Annotated in this window: 22 protein-coding genes and 1 pseudogene; 9 read left to right on the forward strand and 14 right to left on the reverse strand. The window is 53.4% G+C overall.

Translation table 11 applies throughout. The annotated features are described in order from the left end of the window. Window positions 1-22: 22 nt before the first annotated feature. Window positions 23-622, reverse strand: a complete 600-nt coding sequence (locus ACR0J5_RS13500) for a PepSY domain-containing protein (protein WP_480654162.1) — start codon at window positions 620-622, stop codon at window positions 23-25. Between the two features lie 192 nt (window positions 623-814). On the opposite strand from ACR0J5_RS13500, the gene ACR0J5_RS13505 reads away from it, so the two are divergent. Continuing rightward, a complete protein-coding gene (locus tag ACR0J5_RS13505; RefSeq protein WP_480654164.1) occupies window positions 815-1,894 on the forward strand; it encodes a hypothetical protein in 1,080 nt (359 codons plus the stop codon). Window positions 1,895-2,124: 230 nt separating this feature from the next. On the opposite strand, the gene ACR0J5_RS13510 is transcribed toward ACR0J5_RS13505, so the two are convergent. Continuing rightward, window positions 2,125-2,313, reverse strand: a complete 189-nt coding sequence (locus tag ACR0J5_RS13510; protein WP_171091929.1) for a hypothetical protein — start codon at window positions 2,311-2,313, stop codon at window positions 2,125-2,127. Window positions 2,314-2,646: 333 nt separating this feature from the next. Here ACR0J5_RS13510 and ACR0J5_RS13515 point away from each other — a divergent pair, with 333 nt between their 5' ends. Further along, a complete protein-coding gene (locus tag ACR0J5_RS13515) occupies window positions 2,647-3,036 on the forward strand; it encodes a hypothetical protein (protein WP_171091928.1) in 390 nt (129 codons plus the stop codon). A 109-nt stretch (window positions 3,037-3,145) separates the two neighbouring features. Here ACR0J5_RS13515 and ACR0J5_RS13520 read toward each other — a convergent pair whose 3' ends face one another. Together ACR0J5_RS13520 and ACR0J5_RS13525 are read right to left on the reverse strand one after the other, a co-directional pair. After that, window positions 3,146-3,457 (reverse strand): hypothetical protein, encoded by a 312-nt coding sequence (locus ACR0J5_RS13520; RefSeq protein ID WP_171091926.1) that lies wholly within the window; start codon window positions 3,455-3,457, stop codon window positions 3,146-3,148. A 443-nt stretch (window positions 3,458-3,900) separates the two neighbouring features. After that, window positions 3,901-4,080 carry a hypothetical protein gene (locus ACR0J5_RS13525; protein ID WP_480654167.1) on the reverse strand — a complete coding sequence of 60 codons (180 nt, stop codon included), beginning with the start codon at window positions 4,078-4,080 and terminating at the stop codon, window positions 3,901-3,903. A gap of 865 nt (window positions 4,081-4,945) precedes the next feature. Here ACR0J5_RS13525 and ACR0J5_RS13530 point away from each other — a divergent pair. Then, window positions 4,946-5,443, forward strand: a complete 498-nt coding sequence (locus tag ACR0J5_RS13530; protein WP_480654169.1) for a 3'-5' exonuclease family protein — start codon at window positions 4,946-4,948, stop codon at window positions 5,441-5,443. Between the two features lie 19 nt (window positions 5,444-5,462). Here ACR0J5_RS13530 and ACR0J5_RS13535 read toward each other — a convergent pair whose 3' ends face one another. From ACR0J5_RS13535 to ACR0J5_RS13550, 4 genes are all read right to left on the reverse strand, one after another. Beyond that, window positions 5,463-5,690 carry a hypothetical protein gene (locus ACR0J5_RS13535; RefSeq protein WP_480654170.1) on the reverse strand — a complete coding sequence of 76 codons (228 nt, stop codon included), beginning with the start codon at window positions 5,688-5,690 and terminating at the stop codon, window positions 5,463-5,465. Window positions 5,691-5,818: 128 nt separating this feature from the next. Next, window positions 5,819-6,607, reverse strand: coding sequence for a VOC family protein (locus ACR0J5_RS13540; protein WP_170556607.1), 789 nt, complete (start codon window positions 6,605-6,607; stop codon window positions 5,819-5,821). Next, the gene (gene rsgA, locus ACR0J5_RS13545) at window positions 6,594-7,676 is read right to left on the reverse strand and encodes a ribosome small subunit-dependent GTPase A (RefSeq protein ID WP_171181864.1); all 1,083 of its coding nucleotides are present in this window, start codon (window positions 7,674-7,676) and stop codon (window positions 6,594-6,596) included. The genes ACR0J5_RS13540 and rsgA overlap by 14 nt, the downstream gene beginning before the upstream one ends. A gap of 390 nt (window positions 7,677-8,066) precedes the next feature. Then, window positions 8,067-8,702 carry a cation efflux transmembrane domain-containing protein gene (locus ACR0J5_RS13550; protein WP_480654173.1) on the reverse strand — a complete coding sequence of 212 codons (636 nt, stop codon included), beginning with the start codon at window positions 8,700-8,702 and terminating at the stop codon, window positions 8,067-8,069. Between the two features lie 72 nt (window positions 8,703-8,774). Between ACR0J5_RS13550 and ACR0J5_RS13555 the strand changes: the two genes are divergently transcribed. Then, window positions 8,775-9,191 carry a MerR family transcriptional regulator gene (locus ACR0J5_RS13555; protein WP_170459097.1) on the forward strand — a complete coding sequence of 139 codons (417 nt, stop codon included), beginning with the start codon at window positions 8,775-8,777 and terminating at the stop codon, window positions 9,189-9,191. Between the two features lie 431 nt (window positions 9,192-9,622). On the opposite strand, the gene ACR0J5_RS13560 is transcribed toward ACR0J5_RS13555, so the two are convergent. Together ACR0J5_RS13560 and ACR0J5_RS13565 are read right to left on the reverse strand one after the other, a co-directional pair. Further along, complete coding sequence (locus ACR0J5_RS13560) at window positions 9,623-10,156, reverse strand: ATP-binding domain-containing protein (RefSeq protein ID WP_480654175.1); 534 nt, start codon at window positions 10,154-10,156, stop codon at window positions 9,623-9,625. A 306-nt stretch (window positions 10,157-10,462) separates the two neighbouring features. Continuing rightward, on the reverse strand, window positions 10,463-11,041 hold the full coding sequence (locus tag ACR0J5_RS13565; RefSeq protein ID WP_170614100.1) for a hypothetical protein: 579 nt from the start codon (window positions 11,039-11,041) through the stop codon (window positions 10,463-10,465). A 222-nt stretch (window positions 11,042-11,263) separates the two neighbouring features. Between ACR0J5_RS13565 and ACR0J5_RS13570 the strand changes: the two genes are divergently transcribed. From ACR0J5_RS13570 to ACR0J5_RS13580, 3 genes and pseudogenes are all read left to right on the forward strand, one after another. After that, on the forward strand, window positions 11,264-11,455 hold the full coding sequence (locus tag ACR0J5_RS13570) for a DUF3644 domain-containing protein (RefSeq protein WP_480553203.1): 192 nt from the start codon (window positions 11,264-11,266) through the stop codon (window positions 11,453-11,455). Between the two features lie 416 nt (window positions 11,456-11,871). After that, window positions 11,872-12,027: pseudogene (locus tag ACR0J5_RS13575) on the forward strand (helix-turn-helix domain-containing protein); the annotation flags it as partial. Window positions 12,028-12,041: 14 nt separating this feature from the next. Further along, window positions 12,042-13,061, forward strand: a complete 1,020-nt coding sequence (locus ACR0J5_RS13580; protein WP_480654178.1) for a tyrosine-type recombinase/integrase — start codon at window positions 12,042-12,044, stop codon at window positions 13,059-13,061. Between the two features lie 271 nt (window positions 13,062-13,332). Here ACR0J5_RS13580 and ACR0J5_RS13585 read toward each other — a convergent pair whose 3' ends face one another. The 4 genes from ACR0J5_RS13585 to ACR0J5_RS13600 form a co-directional block, all read right to left on the reverse strand. Continuing rightward, entirely contained in the window at window positions 13,333-14,241 is a 909-nt protein-coding gene (locus ACR0J5_RS13585) for a site-specific integrase (protein ID WP_480654180.1), read from the reverse strand. Between the two features lie 2 nt (window positions 14,242-14,243). Continuing rightward, entirely contained in the window at window positions 14,244-14,588 is a 345-nt protein-coding gene (locus ACR0J5_RS13590; protein ID WP_480654182.1) for a hypothetical protein, read from the reverse strand. Then, window positions 14,589-15,164: a MerR family transcriptional regulator gene (locus ACR0J5_RS13595; protein WP_480654183.1), complete on the reverse strand. Its 576-nt coding sequence runs from the start codon at window positions 15,162-15,164 to the stop codon at window positions 14,589-14,591. It abuts the gene before it with no gap. 80 nt (window positions 15,165-15,244) lie between these two features. Beyond that, window positions 15,245-15,520, reverse strand: coding sequence for a hypothetical protein (locus ACR0J5_RS13600; RefSeq protein WP_480654185.1), 276 nt, complete (start codon window positions 15,518-15,520; stop codon window positions 15,245-15,247). A gap of 75 nt (window positions 15,521-15,595) precedes the next feature. Here ACR0J5_RS13600 and ACR0J5_RS13605 point away from each other — a divergent pair, with 75 nt between their 5' ends. Both ACR0J5_RS13605 and ACR0J5_RS13610 read left to right on the forward strand, forming a co-directional pair. Beyond that, window positions 15,596-15,844, forward strand: a complete 249-nt coding sequence (locus ACR0J5_RS13605) for a helix-turn-helix domain-containing protein (protein WP_480654187.1) — start codon at window positions 15,596-15,598, stop codon at window positions 15,842-15,844. Next, the gene (locus tag ACR0J5_RS13610; RefSeq protein ID WP_480654189.1) at window positions 15,841-16,065 is read left to right on the forward strand and encodes a hypothetical protein; all 225 of its coding nucleotides are present in this window, start codon (window positions 15,841-15,843) and stop codon (window positions 16,063-16,065) included. The genes ACR0J5_RS13605 and ACR0J5_RS13610 overlap by 4 nt, the downstream gene beginning before the upstream one ends. Window positions 16,066-16,096 lie beyond the last annotated feature (31 nt).

The following is a 16,096-nucleotide window of genomic DNA, read 5'->3' on the forward strand; positions in this document are numbered from 1 at the left end:
CCAATTCGGGCTCAGCATCACTCTATTTTTTGCCGCCACCATTACCGCCGCCGTTGCCGCCACCATTACCGCCGCCGTTGCCGCCACCATTACCGCCGCTGTTGCCGCCGCCATTACCACCGCCGTTGCCGCCGCCATTACCACCGGCATTGCCACCACCGTTACCACCGCTGTTGCCGCCACCGTTACCACCGCCGTTACCACCCGCGTTGCCACGGTTTCCGCTGTTGCCACGGTTGGCAGAGGCGTTCTGACTGGTGTTGCTATTGGCATTGGTGGAATTTGAGCGCGCCGCCTTGGAAATCTCGCGCCCCACGCTTGAGCGGTTCGAGACGACAGTGCCAGTCCTCGCGTTTACAATGACACTCACGATCTTCCCGCCCGGCTTTTTGACCAGAATACGGTAATATATCTCGTCCGTTTTAAAAGCACGTGCGTCGACCGGGGTTCCACCGAATGTTTTTTCCACGCCTTTTATGACACGCTTCAGCCGGATTGCGCTTCCAGATAACGTTGCCTTGCGCAGCTCAGCCTGTTTGAGTTCGCGTGCGTCTGCATCCGCTTGTCCTGCGGACATGGCGGTCAAAAAAGCCGCAACCAACATAAACACTTTGGCCTGCATAGGTCTCTCACACTCTTTCCAACAAGACTACATGGCCGGAGGTGAACCGATGATGAACAATCAGTTAGCGCTGCGTTCAAGCCCACTCAAGTCAAATGCTGGTAACGAGCGGCGATTCGAATTCGCTTCGACCCGATAGAACGCGACCGTCAGATTCAGCAAACCGCTGTCGCAAGACCTGAGGAGATTGACATGAAAACAACCACTTGCGGACTGATAAGAGCTTCCACAATTGCGATTGCTTTGCTGGGTTCAACGGCCATAGTTGCCACTGTCGCAACTCCTGATTTTGCCTATGCCAAGGAAGGTAAGGGAAATGGTGGTGGAAATGGCAACGGCGGCGGTAAAGGTGGCGGCAACGGCGGCGGAAATGGCGGCGGTAATGGAAACGGTGCCAAAGGGGACAGCGGAGATGGCAGCTCGGCCGGAAACAGTAGCCGCGGGAAAGGAGCCGACAAGAACCGCAGTGGTTCAAAGGCCGGGAATTCCGGGCATGGCACTTCAAAGTCTCAGTCGGCTCAGTCCGGTCAAAGAAAAGGTGGCGGATTTTCACTGAAAGGCCTGTTCAGTGGCAAAGGGAACGCGCGCAAATCGTCGTCCACTTCGAATAAAACCACAACAACCCGAACACAAAACAGCAAGACGGCCCACCGTTCCAAGACTGTCGAAGAGTCTATACGTCCAGTTACCCGCCCCAGGGGCAATCGTATTGCGGAAGAACTTGAAGCGCATCCATCTGAACTGGGCGCGCTGAATGCAGCAAACGCAAGCCCAACTGCGCTGGCCAATGCCTCTCCGAATTCCCGAGTTGGTAAAATTGCCACTTATCGGGATACGGTGCTAGCCGGGGAACCGCTGCGTGAGGACCTGGCAGAAGCGCTGGAGGAACTTGAAAGTTTGGAGCCGCCGGAGCGGACCTTAACCGAGATCGAGAATGATCTGGAAGGCGCATTGCGTGATGTTCAGGACAATCGGGACAAAGTTGAAGAGCTTGAACAGGCACTGGAAGACGCTGGCGGCATGGACCCGGACATAGAAGCTGAGCTGGAAGAGGCAAAGGCCGACCTGGATAGCTCCATTGATGCCGCCGAAGAACTGAATGACGAGAAACAAGCGGCCATCGATTACAATGATGCCGTCGAAGACGTGGAAGATCTGACAGAACGCGTCGAAGAACAAAACCTGGCTGAACGAGAAGCCCTGGAAGCTGCGGCGAACAAGCCCGTCACGGATGCAGTTGAAGAGAAAGTCAAATCGCATTTGGACCTGTAGTCCAAAGCGCGACAAGAACGCGATCGCTGTGGGATGCAGTGAAAGACGGGTCAGGCGCTTTCGGGAATTCGAAGCGCCTGACCCGAGTTGGTTGGTCCATCAACGTTGGCTCCTGAACATCGTGGTGTTGAGCAAAAAGTAATCCCGCCCCAAGCCGGGGCGGGATGTAGATTACAATTCCCTATTTTAGGACGAATATCGAGAATTGTTCGGGGTCTGCTTACTTGCCTTCAGACGTTGCTATGCGCCTCGGATAGCCGTTTGTTTTTTATGATCTCTGTCAGTGCATTTTCGATAGGAGGGAAGCGACCATTGCTCGAATTCATCGTGGTTTGCAGACGCTCTTCAACAGATTTCCTAGAGGTCCGCAGCGCAGCAGCAGTGCTACGGTCTTCAGTCACAAAGGCAGGCTTGACCATATTGTTCCCCTTGATTCAACCAAACGAATTAGGTTTCGTCCGATCCAACCAGGTCACTATGCCCAAGCTTGGTTGAACGCACTGAGAATACACTGTTCACGTTAGGTTAATGTTGTTTACGAAATAAGAACAAATGAACTGCCTGGCCGGGCGGCTTTTCTGATGCGCTGTTCCAATTTGACGGTTTGGAAATTCGTCAGTTGAGAATGTCCTGCCGAACGAACCAACGCATCATAGAAGAAACCACTAGCGACAAGCCAGTCTCCGCCTATTGGTTGGTGAAATCCGGACGAGGATCATAACTAGGATATGGAGCCAAAGGAGGCAAAAAAGATGAAAACGACTTTGGGAATCGCGGCAGCGTTATTCATCGTTCAGACCGCGCCGGTATCGAGCGCGAGTTCCAACGCTCATTCTCACAATCCTAAACATGCTGCCGATTCAAACACGGCAATGAAGCCTGTTCTCGTGAAATCCAAAGCAGGACATTGCCCACCGGGATTGGCCAAGAAAGCGGTTCCATGTGTACCGCCAGGCCACGTAAAACGATATCGGGTTGGGGATTATATCTACGATGGGTATGTGCGTATCGACAATCCCAGCCGATATGGGCTGCGGCGAAACGGCTACTATGTGCGTGCTGGAGACTATGTTTATCAGGTGAACCGAGAGACGCACGAGGTGTTGAACCTGATAGGTGCCATAGCTGATATTCTTAACTAACTACCTTCTTCACTGATAGAGCATCGCTCGGTTTTCTGCCGTTCGGACGCAAATCGTAAACGGGGCAACAGGGCTCAATGTTGCAGTTCCCTTCGGCTTGCACCCACGACTAAACTGCACTCAGCAAATACCTTCCAACGCCGGAGCCCTGGTCTTTGGGACGTACGAGGGTACCCTCGAGGAATGCAATTGGTGTAGTCTCGCACCCGTTCATGTAGTCGCGCCGCAGGGCTGCCTCGGAGAATGCACGAACTTCAACACCTTCGACGACATCCAACAAGACAGCGCATTCAATAGGAGTTTTGGCAAGCATCGCCGCAGCCTCATTCTTGTGTTGATCCAGCGAAGTTTCATCCCAGAGTTGGATGCGGAGTTCGACCCAATTTGGGATATCTGAATGTTTGGTGAGCCGTACTGACATTCTTGGAACTTGGTCAGTTTCTCGTATGTCCGCAACCATGGTCTATGGGCCAAGCGTCAGCGCCTTATGGCGCTGGCGAGGGAAATGGAACAAGCGGCGCACTAGTCACACCTCGCCGATCACTGCAAGGAAATCTGTCGCGATATGCCACTACGGAAACGGTGTTCGAAGTAAGGCTCCTTATCCTGCAATTAGTCGGTGCCACCTACTTGTCGATCCAAGGATACTGTTGTCCTGCGCGGTATTGAACAAGCCCGCACCTGTTGCAGACTCTATCGTTTGGCGTCAAGTAATCCCACCGATGCCACTTAAAGATGCGGGAAACCGGCATAAGGAATGGGTTTGAAAAACGCATCGACCACTCCGTAGTCAAGGCTTTCGAAAATGCTTAGGAATGACACTCAACTTAAAGGCGATAATGGTTGCCTTCAAGTACCGCGCACTCAAAACGTCAAGTACTGATAGAAGTCGCCAGCGACAAAGGCCGAAAGCGCGACAACAAAACCTGATACATAGTCTGTCAGCTTAACCTGGCGCTTCTTTGGGCGTAGGGTCCACTCTGCCCATTTCTTGTAGTCGTCGCTCAGTTCAACATACGCACCACGCTTCATCGTTACCACCATTCAGACTGTCAAAGCTGTACTGTTGTTCGTTTGGAAACACTGTCAGAACTAACCTTAACCAATCGGAAACGTCTCGTTCATGCACCGTTAACAATGGATCGGCTTCGTTGCGGATCTGGAAAAGTTAACCGAGTGTTAACGGCCCGTTTTCTGCGTGTTCAACCGCATTCACTCATATTGTCATGCGATTGCTTGCCTGAAGAGGCTGATGACCGGGATGCACAATGAAATTTGAGGGATGAACGGATGCTGGACCTTACTTTGACCTTTGCAGCTTCCTCTTCATGGGTTGCCGTTGGTTTCATGTCAGGCTTTACCTTTTTTGTAACTTGAAGGGACCTTTAGGCCGATGCACAAGCCATCAACCCCTATCACGGCTGTAATGAACGCATTTCAGTTAGAAAGCGAAGACGCTGACTGCAACGCGGCGATGTGGGCTGCGTGTCAACTCATGGTATTGCTTGGAGACAGGCGGGAGTTGATGCGGGAGTACGCGGACTTGTGGGCCAATAAGTGTAATCCAAATACTCATCTGCAGTTTGGCGCAGACCCCATGTAGCAGGGGGCAACCGTCGAACTCTCGTTTCCCCTCGCGGGGGAATCCTTGCTGCCCCTCGAATTGTGTTGTCTACTGTAACCTTGGCACTGCCCTAGGGGGCTGTACGGGGTTGAGTGAAGTGCCTTGGAACCCATCTTATTTGCACAGTAGATTACCCTTACTTTACGACGTTTGGCGGGGCTAGGGAGCAAGAAACTGACTACTGCCATTATCTTTGACTGCGAGTTCCTGACTGCGGAGGGCTCTCCGTCGAGGTTTTGGTGTGGGCCTTATGATCCAGATCCAGTGATTGCACAGGTGGGCCTTGTGAAACTCAGCTTAAATGACTGCGGTCGCATACTAGATACGTCGCGGTTCTACACCATTCCAATGGATAGAACGGGTCAACGCTTTCCCCTTGATCCTCTATTCATCAAACTGACCGGCATCACTGAAGAGAAACTGGACGCCAAGGGGGCATCACTATCAACCACCCTGGATGCTATGAGGGACTTCGCTGACGGGGCGAAGCTTTGGTCTTGGGGCAAAGACGAACTCAACATGATGGCCATTAGCTGCTACGTGGAGGGTATTAAGCCGCCAATCCCTGCAGTTCAGTTCGGTAACGCCTGCGATTTGCTTTTGAAGGCAGGTATGCCCTACGAGGATCTGAAAGTGACGCGGAGCAATACTCTGGCTGCGTACTACAAAATCGATCATCCCCCATTGCGTGGCCATGATGCACTGGATGACGCGCTTTCAGTCGCCTACACTCTTCAGCACTTGCTCCAAAGCAGCAAGCTTATGCCCGAGGACTTTCTTTGATGACTTCCGCTGGCACGCACTAGCCATCTTTGATGTTTGAAGCCAAATCCACACCAACCCCTTTTGCTGTGTCATCTTCGTCAAGGAAATGAACTCGTTGGGCTTCGAAGGCGGCACGGATCGCTCCTGCGGTTCCAAGCCAGTCGCTCATCTTTGAATGACCGCTCTGGTGAAATCGGCTGCGGCGCAGCGGCGTGCGTGCCGCACTTGCGAGCAAATGCTGCGCTAGCAATTGCAGCGACTGCATAAGTCCGGAAAGTCCGCAAAGTTGACGCTCAAGCAAGTTGCAGCGGACGACCGCAGTGAGCCCTGAGTCACGGATGCTGCAGAGCGGGCAAATGTCCGCTCTGCAATTCCTGTGAAGAATTTGGCAAGCTAATAGAGATTCGTTGTCTGCTTAACGCCGAGAGCAAACGGCGCACCGTTTGGATCACACAGGATGGGGCTATCGGCTTGAACGGTTTCATTATCATTCACAGAAGCCAGACGTGCCCCTTTGGTTTCGGCAGCACGGGAGGCATCGGAGACTGAAGCAACCTTGATGCAAGGAACCCAAGATGCGTTTGAGGCAGTTGACCAAGTCGCGGCATGCTGGATTGCAACAAGTTGGCCCTGAGGCTCGAGGAGGGTGACGCAATCCTTGCCCCGCTGGGGAGAAACCTGCCATCCGAAGAGTTCGATGTAGAACGCTTGCGGAAAGTCATTCCCGTTGCTGACATACACTTCAGGGCCGAACTGCCTTTGCGGTACGGGGAAAGTGTGCCGAGACAAAGAAATCCCCACTAGAGCACCGAGCGGATCGCGGACGAGCGCATTGCGACCGACACCCGGCACCTCGAATGGCTCCCGAACGATCTTACCTCCGAGTGTACCGACGCGGTTGATCGCTATGTCCACATCGGGAACTTCGATGTAAGAGATCCAGCCATTTTCCTGCTCCAGGGGCGTCTCAATCAATCCCGCACCCGCTTCGTCACCGGAAAGGGCAAGGACGAAATCCTGCTCGCCGCCACCCCATGCAAAATCCGATGCCCGCTCGACTTCATACGTCCAGTTGGCGACGTGCTGGTAGAATGCCATCGAACACGCCCTGTCCGATGTGAAAAGGTCATGCCATACGAATTGACCTGCTTTCGACTGTGTCATCGTCTTACTTCCTGACATCTTTGAGCTTTTTGACACCGCGGACCATCTTCCCGAACGCCTTGTCGCGCGACCTTCGTTCCGCAAGACTCGCGGAATTGAAGGCGTCTTCGGCCATGAGCTTGCGCCATCTGCTAAGACGACCGCCATCAAGAGCACCCTCATCGATAGCCTTCAGAACAGCGCATCCCGGCTCGGATTCGTGCTGGCAGTCCCTGAATCGACACCGCACGGCCAACTCCTGAATGTCGGCAAAGAGATCATCAATGCCGTCAGCTGCATCGGTGAGCTGCAATTCCCGCATACCCGGGGTGTCCAGTATCAGACATCCATTGGGCATTGCATGGAGCTCGCGCCGCGTTGTCGTATGCCGCCCCTTGGCGTCGTCCTCGCGAATAGATTGGGTCTCGATGGATTGGCTCTGGAGCAATGCATTGGCTAACGTCGATTTCCCAACGCCAGATGAGCCGAGAAACGCCACCGTCTTGCCGGGCCTGCACCAAGAAGTCAGTTTTGTCCGGGGCGCGTCTCCGCGGGCGTCAAGTGCGACCACATCGATCATGTCCGACACCGTGCGGGCCGTGTCGATGTAGCTTTGCGAGTCCGTCAGGAGGTCGGTCTTTGTGACGACGATGACAGGCGTGATCCCTGCCTCAAAAGTGAGAGCTGCATAGCGTTCCAGCCGGGCCACTTTGAAATCCTGATTGCAGGACGTGACGATAAAGGCGGTATCAATGTTCGCCGCGATCAGTTGTTCCTGCCGGTCGGTTCCGGGCGCACGCCGTTTGATGAGGCTCGTGCGCTCTAGAACCCGACTGGATCGCGGGCGCAAAGGATCCAGCATCAGCCAGTCCCCTACAGTTACATCGGCTCTGGGAGGAAGTATCGTATCGATGCCGTCACCGAGGGCGTGCAGGCCATTGCGATGCACTTCGACAATTCGAACGGGCGGTGTCACCGACAAATCTTCTACGCTGATCTGCTGGGCGAAAAACGGTTGCCATCCCAATGCCTGAAGAGGGTTGAAGTCGGAGTGTCTTCCGGCGTTGCGTGCGCGAAGCGGAAGGAAGTCTGAGTAATCCCTTATCATAGGGTGTCACTTTCATGTCTCTGGCCCAAGTCTGATCTGGGCGCTGTTGGTGAGAAAAAAGTTTGCACATCAAGACTCACCGTCGGCCATAATGTGACGGTGTTTCTTCAGATGTTGAATGTGCTCCGGGAGGCGCGCTGCCTCCCTTCCTTACCGGGACATGAAATCTCCATTTCAGATTATTTGCACATAGGATGAACGCGTGCACAACACAACAGTTGACGGCTGATTTGGAGCTCTTCTTCAGTTACCGTAGCAGCAATTCAACAGGAAAAAGACTATGTCAGCTTTGTCCGCTGAGCAGTCATTTCACGAATAACTACTTCGAGCCTATACCCCCCAAGAAGCCGCGCTATGGCGAAGGTCTGTTTTTGCGCTTGGTCGGCAGCATCATGCTTCCGCGTGCTTATGGTCGGTCATTTCCCGGCGCTCAGCCAAGGCTTGGCGCACAATTTGGAAGGCAGACGACAGAAAGAGCCCGGCCATGACGGTTGCCACGACAAGATCAGGCCAACCTGTTGACGTGCCCCAGACACCAAGTGCTGCAAACATCACTGCCACGTTCCCAATCGCGTCATTGCGCGAACACAGCCAAACCGACCGAACATTGGCATCACCATCTTTGTAGCGGACCAAAAGCAAGACGCTTGCTAGATTGGTAAGCAACGCGAGAAAGCCGACGCCCCCCATTATCTCTGCAGTTGGAACGCCCACAAAGAAGACGCGATAGACAGTCGATCCGAACACCCAAAGGCCCATCATCAGAAGGCTGATGCCTTTGAACAGTGCTGCATTCGTTCTTGCGCGGAGAGAGGCCCCGATAACAGCAAGCGAAATGCCGTAGGTGAGCGCATCGCCTGCGAAGTCGAGTGCGTCTGCCTGCAGCGCTTGGGATTTGGCCAAATGACCCGCTGTCATCTCGACAAAGAGCATCGTCGCGTTGAGCGCGATCACGATCCAAAGCCGTCTTTTGTAGTCATCTGAAACACCGTCAAACTTGGCGTCATGTCCGCAGCAACCAGCCATGGGAATCCTCTTTCATCTTTGGTTGTTCATGATGTAATGTCTCTAGCGACTAGAGGTTCAAGAGGTTTCTTCATGTTTTCCATTGGCGAGCTTTCTAAGCGCACAAAGGTCAAAGTTCCGACCATCCGGTATTACGAGGAAATGGGACTACTGCCCGAGGCAGAGCGCACGTCAGGCAACCAAAGACGATACGACCAAGCTGGGTTAGAGCGGCTGAGCTTCATCCGCCATGCGCGTGATCTTGGGTTTTCAATTGAAGCAATTTCTTCGCTGATCGAATTGCAGGAGCACCCCGACCGGTCGTGCGAGGCTGCGACGGATATCGCAACATCTCAACTTGAAGAGGTCCGCACCAAGATCAAACGCCTCCGAACACTTGAAAAGGAACTCAACCGGATATCGAAGGGCTGCAATGGTAAAGGCGTTTCCGAAGACTGCTACGTATTAGCATCGTTGGCCGACCACGGCTTGTGCGACAGAGACCACTAGAACACCGAGGGAAGCGGACATTTGACCGCTAAAAGTTAACGGCAGCTAAGTCCGCAATGCGGTCATTGGCACTAAGCGCAGCGAATGTCTGCTTTCGCGTGTTGCCGATAACGCGCTCGCACCGCAACGAAAGTCCGGTTTCTGTCAAACTCTGACGTGTATCGAACGGCCCATATGCTGCCCTGATCGTAAGCTGTCATTCTGCTTCTGGCAATCTTCCGTCAGATTTCTGAAACGTTATTTCAGGAAACATCTGAGCAAGCCTTGTCTGGTCAAGGCGAAGTCCTAGAAGTCGCCTCTGGACACGAATAGGATGCATTCTGGCTGCCACAAGACTTTGAGGTTCAATGCTCCCATTGATATAGCGTCAGGGAACATCTTCATTGGGCAGAAAGTGCCTGCCCAATGATGCCTTCAATGTGGAAATGCTTCTAGAGGAGTGTAACCAAGGTCACGCATTCAGAAGCCCGTGTAACAGCGGTATAGAGCCAATTCCTCGCATATTTGTCGAAGATGTGACTTTCGTCCTCTATAATCACGTGGCCCCACTGGCTGCCTTGGGCTTTATGAACCGTCAACGCGTAGCCATATTTAAACTGCTGAGAATTTTTTCGTTCCTTGTCCGCCAATCTCCCTTCGTCGTCAGTAAAATACTCCGGATGCACCCGTACGCGGTAGTTTTCATGGTCCGGGAAGTCGCACGATTTCAGTTCCAACGACAAAGTCCCCGAAAACCGGGAATTCTTCGGTTCTGAGACGACAGTGAACATGCCTCCATTGACGATACCAAGGCCATGGTCATTGTGCTGACACACAAGGCGGTCGCCAATCTCAGGCAGGTCGCTGGTGCGTCCCAAGGCCCTGCGGATTTCTTCGTTGTAGTGGGAACGAGTGACGTTCCTACCGGCAAGGAGCTGGTCCGCATCCAATATCTCATCGATCTCAAGACTCCCGTCCGGCACCACACGGCTGTTCCCATATTCTCACGATAGTAATCTTTGTATGCTTCGATATAGGCACGATGGAACTGTTTCGTGGCATCCATGGGGGTCAGAAAACGATATTCCGGCCATTTATTCGGCATCAGCTCAGCTTCGCGTGCGCGATACCTCGTAGGGATCAGGTTCAGAACGCGGTTGAGTTTGGTCAGCCGGATGTCGTGTGCAGGTTTGATCATTTAACACATCTCCTTCGGGCCGGGACCGACCTTGCGGTCGAAATCCCGGTCTTGTCTTTGTGCTTGAGTTGGGTGGGAGGTGGCTAGCGCCAGATCAGACGAGGTAGGTTTCTTCTGAACCTGCGTTCCAGCGTCCATCAGTCCAGTGACCCAGCTTCATGGCGGTGTCGCGCAACTTGCGAAATCGGCGACGAGCCTGCTCGATCATCCGATAGCTCTGCCGGTAATCCGGTGCCTCATAGTAACCTAAACGCAGACCTTCGATTTCGCGCATGAGATCACTGGCACGCTTATCGAGAAAGCGAGCCTGATCTTCACGAGAAAGCTGGCGCAGTGCGGTAAGCGGGGGCAAAGGCGGAATCTGCGGCGGAAACAACGGGGTTTCGGTAACCGATCCTGTTCCGTCGATGTTGGTGGGCGTTATATGAGTTAACTCCTGGTGTTCAAGCATCTGGAGCAATTCATTGGTCATACCCAGAAGGCAGCTGACAAGCTCCGGAGCATCCTTGTCGCCATTAAGCTCATCGGCCATCGTCTTCAGCAAGAAAAACACTGTGCCCTTGTCGATGAAATCGTGATTTTCTCCAGAGATATCCTTCTTGAGGTCGATGTTGGGAGCAGTCAGTTTGCCAACATATTTTGTTCCGCCAAGGCGGTTGGGTGAGGCGTCCATATAGGATTCCTTTCGCAGTGAAATTTTTGCGGGCGATCTATTTATTGCCCGACTTACTTATAGCGCTGCGGCTGTCGACTTACGTCTTTTTGCGAAATTTTTTTACCTTGAACTTTGTGACATGCCGAAGTGAACATCCGGTGGCGGGTGATCTGTCTTACAAAACGGTTCTCTGCCGCGTTCTAAGAATACGCTTCTACTTGAATTGATAATAATGAGGTAATGATCGCTACTGTTCACCTCTTCAACTCAGTCGGCCCGACCTTCCGTGCCGATTTGTTAATCGTGACGGCCAACATCGCGTGGACATATCTACTCCGCGCTCGGTTAAAAAAGGAGAGCTTCGACTACCGGCAACCGCTGGATCGAACTTGTTCTCTAAGAGTGTGCAGAAAACAGGACAGCTATCGTTGATGATGATCAGTAGCCGCGTAGTCAAGGCAGTGTGGACGGGCACTTCAGCCAAAGGATCATCTTAGTTACGCAGCCTTGTTTTAGTTGGGCGCAGAAGTCGGAGCGGGAAGCACGCTAGGGAGCGGCAGCCTGAACTTGTAGTTAGTCCCTGGGTTATCGAAATCACTATCGAAAATGGTGGGGCGCGGCACCATCCAAAATTTTCTTTCGAAATATATTAATAGCTTATGATTTTTCTCCGATCTACAACGCGCATCCGACGTTGTGCTTGCTATAGACTTCTTGATCACACGAAAAAGGAGCCTCCCGGCAATGCGCACGCAGATCAGGAATTCGGCACCCGAGTCCAAAACTTCGATGGCTGAACACCACCCTGACATTTGGGTTATGGATACAACCCTCCGGGTGGTCACGTAATGAGTAGTGACGAAGCGCTCCTTACAATCGAGGAATTCGCGGCCGCCTTACATCGCACGATCACCCCCAGAACGGTTCGGACCATGATCCACCAGGGCGAGATCAATGCGGTTCGCCTCGGCAAGCGATACTACATGACCCGCGAGGAATTGAAGAGGTTCACAACGACATGCCACGTAAACGCAAACCGGCCCGGCTCTTCCAACGCAAAGACGATGGCGCATGGGTCATCCTCGACGGAGGACAGCAGATCCGGACAGGCTTTGGTGATGGATTTCATGAGGCAGCGGAAGAAGTCCTGAGCAATTACATCGCCAGCAAAAAGCGGCAAGATGATCGCGTCCGCGACCCGAACGAGATCACCGTCGGCGAAATCTTGGTGCATTACGGCGAGGCCAAGGTAAAGGTGGTCCGCGACAGGGAACGTCTGCTCTACACGATACAGGCACTGTCGCCCTACTGGAGCGACCTCAAGGTGTCCCAGATCGACATCGACAGGTGTCGCGGCTACACGGCTTGGAGACGGTGCGCCGCATGGACCGTCCGGCGCGAGATGAACACCCTGAACGCCGCCGTCAAATACGCCTTGGCGTCGCGCAGGATCAGCCATGCACCGATTGTTACCCTGCCTGAGAAGGGAGTCGCCAATGACCGCTGGCTGACCGAGGAGGAGGTCCAGCGCTTGCTGGAGGCCTCTGCTTCTCACGTCCAGCGATTCATCAAGATAGCGCTATACACCGGGCGTCGGAAGACCGCGATCACACGGCTGAAGTGGATGCCCTCCCTTGATAGCGGCTGGGTCGAGCTCGACAGTGGGGTGATCCATTTCCTTGGCAAGGCCGAGGCCGAGACCAAGAAGCGCAAGGGAATGATCAAGATGCCTGGCACGCTCCACGCAGAGATGAAGACCTGGACGCAGGAGGGGAGCCACGTGGTGTCGTTCAAGGGCGTGCCGATAGATCGGATCGACAAGGCATTCCGTGCTGCCGTCCAGCGAGCCGGTCTTAAGGACGTGACACCGCACACCCTGAAGCACACAGCGGTTACCTGGGCGTTCATGCGCGGCATGACGCTGGAGGACGCCACGGCCTATTTTGCGACCTCGCGCGAGACCCTGGAAAACGTCTATAGGTCGTACAGCCCAGATGCGCTGAAGAACGCAACGGAGATTATGGACTGGAATATCTGAAAAAAAACTGCGGTAATTGGTGGATGCCGGTTGCGAACGAACTGAGCACATCTAGCGAATGAAACGTTGCGGATATCGTTGCGGCCGATCCGCAGAAAACAACAAAGGCGCCCTTGGGCGCCTTGTTTTATTGGTCGGAGTGAGAGGATTCGAACCTCCGACCCCTGCCTCCCGAAGACAACGCAAGGTCATTTGTTCACCTCCTGATCATGGTTTGCCCCAAGTTTTGTTCGCTCTTTAGGGGCTTGGGTTTGCTCGAAACGATGATGCATCACAGTTTGCGCCCTCCGCGCCCAACAGCCGCGATTGCGTCGGATTGGTGATCAGGGTGGTGATGAGCATAGACCTTAAACATGGTTTCAATGCTCACACCGAAATATCCTGCGGCTTCATAGATATCTGCCCCAGCCTGCATCGCCCAAGTGATTGCGGTGTGACGCAGGACGTGCGGTGTAACACCTGTTTCTTCTAGGCCTGCATCCCTGACAGCAGTGGCCCAAGCTGTTTTGATGCTACCTACACCTTGCCCTTTGAAAGACACCACCCAGCGAGGGTCGTTCTCTTCCCAGCGGCGGATATGCCCCAACAGGCGGGGTGCAATGCGGATAGGTGGTTGGCGCTTTTTAGTTTCAGTCTGACCTTGGCCGCGCCTATGCATCATCCCGGTGCTGGTATCGACATGGCCGCCTGACGTGCTGGGCAGAAAGCGCAAGCGTAGAATGGCCGTCTTTCGTGTCCCCGTGTAGAGACCAACAAGGATGAAGCGTGCCAGGTGCTTGGCGTCGTCATTCCGCCATGCCGCCCAAATGAGCTGCGCAGCTTCTGAGCGCGTCAGCCAACGATCTTTTGGTTCAGGTTTCGCTGGTAGATGGACCTTCGGCGGATTGATCAGATATCCTTCTTCCGCACAATAGTTCACGGCTGCTGCAAGCGTGCCGAGTTCTTTTCGGATCGTACCATCAGCGAGTGGAGAGGTTTCCAAAATTGCTTTTGTTTTCGGGTCGCGCTTGGTCACTTTGCGACGCTGACGCCCATATGCCCGACATGTTTCCTTTCGGATCGAAGAAACGGGCAAGTCTCCCCAGAAGGCGACTAGTGGCTCAATCGCAAACCCGATCCGTGCAGGATCCGTAACATTAGGTGCGTGTTCTGTAGCATAGAGAGTAAGCACATCAGCCACCGTCAGTTCTTCTGGCGTAGCTGGACCACGGGGGCGGTCCCGCTCTGCAATGTATTGCCCGAGAGCTTTTTCAGCTTCTGCGCGGTTTCGAGTGCCTGTTGAGATTTCCCCGCGCCCCGTGTCGCGGATAAGCCAGATTCCTGTGTCCTTGCGGAGATAGAGGCGGGGGCCTTTGGCTTGCTGCGGCATGCGTCGATAATCTCCTGATAGTCGTTTGGGTCGATCCGTTTACGGTTCCCAAACATGATCAACAAACCCAGATCGGCGGCGACTCGCTCCAAAGTTGCCTTGGGCGCACCAAGTTCTTTTGCAGCTTCGGCAACGCTGACTGTGAAACCGGCTGACATCTACTTGTCCTCGCCACCCAGAACTTCGACTTCAAATCGGATGAGAGGCAAGTTTGCTAGATGGGCGATTTTGTGGGCCAAGGCACTATGATCGAGCACGATGCCATAAAAGTTCCCACTCGCATTCAAGACTTGCTCGCCATCTGCTAGGTTTCGCAATCTCGCCGCGCCAACTTCGTCGCCCTGGTCTGGCAATGCCAAGAACGTAAACTGATCTTCGCCAGATACTCCCCGAACAGCTCCTGCGCGAATTCGATCCATTTGATCAGAATCCAAGCTATCTCCGGAAAAAACCGCAACATCATCCCAGCGAGATAACTCCGAAAGTACGGGCAACACTGCTTGCGAAGCCACAGATTTCGCTGTTTCAGTCGTAATTCCACTTTGAGTAAACGCGCGCATCACCGCCATTTGAATCACTTCTTCAAGTGTATACTTGTTCCACCCGTTTGATTGCTTGTTGGTGATCAACCCTCGCCGCCGCCAGTCGCGTTGAAGAGCTGTTGAGACTCCCGTCACTATGGCGACTTCCGAAGGACTGAATTCATACGAATTAGTTGTGACGCGATATCGCATGGCAGAACTCCCACTAAGTACGTGAGAGATACCACGCTTTTAAAAACGTGGCAACCCCCACGATCTTAGGGGACTTGAGACTATACTGACGACGCTTCGATCTTTTGTACTTGGCATTCTTCCGGCATTGCGCCGATACCGTCGCAAAGGTCAGAGAGTTCTGCGGCCAATGGCTGAAGGGCTGAAACCATCGCCCAAACGTGATCCAACTCTCTGTTCCTGGTTCCTTTCGCTGTTTCAAAGTCGAGTTCTTCGATTTGGCTTAGTGCCGCGTCCACCAGCCCCGCGACAACATTTGACTTAATGGCGAGGTCATAACGGTTAATCCCACCTGGGAGGATGTCCAGCTTATCCATTGATACTCTCCTATTTGGTTTACTTTAATAACACTGTTGTTATTTGAGACGGAATGACTGTCAATAAAAAATAACATGGTTATCATTATGAATGCTGTGCAATGCAAAATGGCAAGGGCCGCTCTGGGACTAGGCGTTAGAGAACTGGCAAGTTTGGCCGGAGTGGCTCAGGCAACGGTATCTAGATTGGAGCGCGGTGAAGAATTGAAAGCTTCAACGGTGCTGGTAATAAGAACTGCGCTAGAAACGGCTGGCGCTGAGTTTATACCAGAAAATGGTAGCGGTGCCGGAGTTCGTCTCCGAAAAGAAGGAAAATCCATATGACCATTCTTCATTTAAATCTTGAAGAAATAAAATCTGTTGCTCGTGCAGGAGGAGGACTTCGACTGAACGCGCAGAACTTTTTTGTTGAGGAGCTAGCAGGTGTCGCACGTGCTGCAAAAGCAAAAGGTGCCACAATTATTCTTGAAGGATGTGCGGCTCTGACAGCCGAAGATATGGCGGCAATTGGCCGGGCAGGCGACGGGTGCGTGATCTTTGAATAGGGCGGGCATTTAGCCCGCCCCTGTGCCGCGC

The sequence above is a fragment of the Ruegeria sp. BE1 genome (assembly GCF_056538885.1).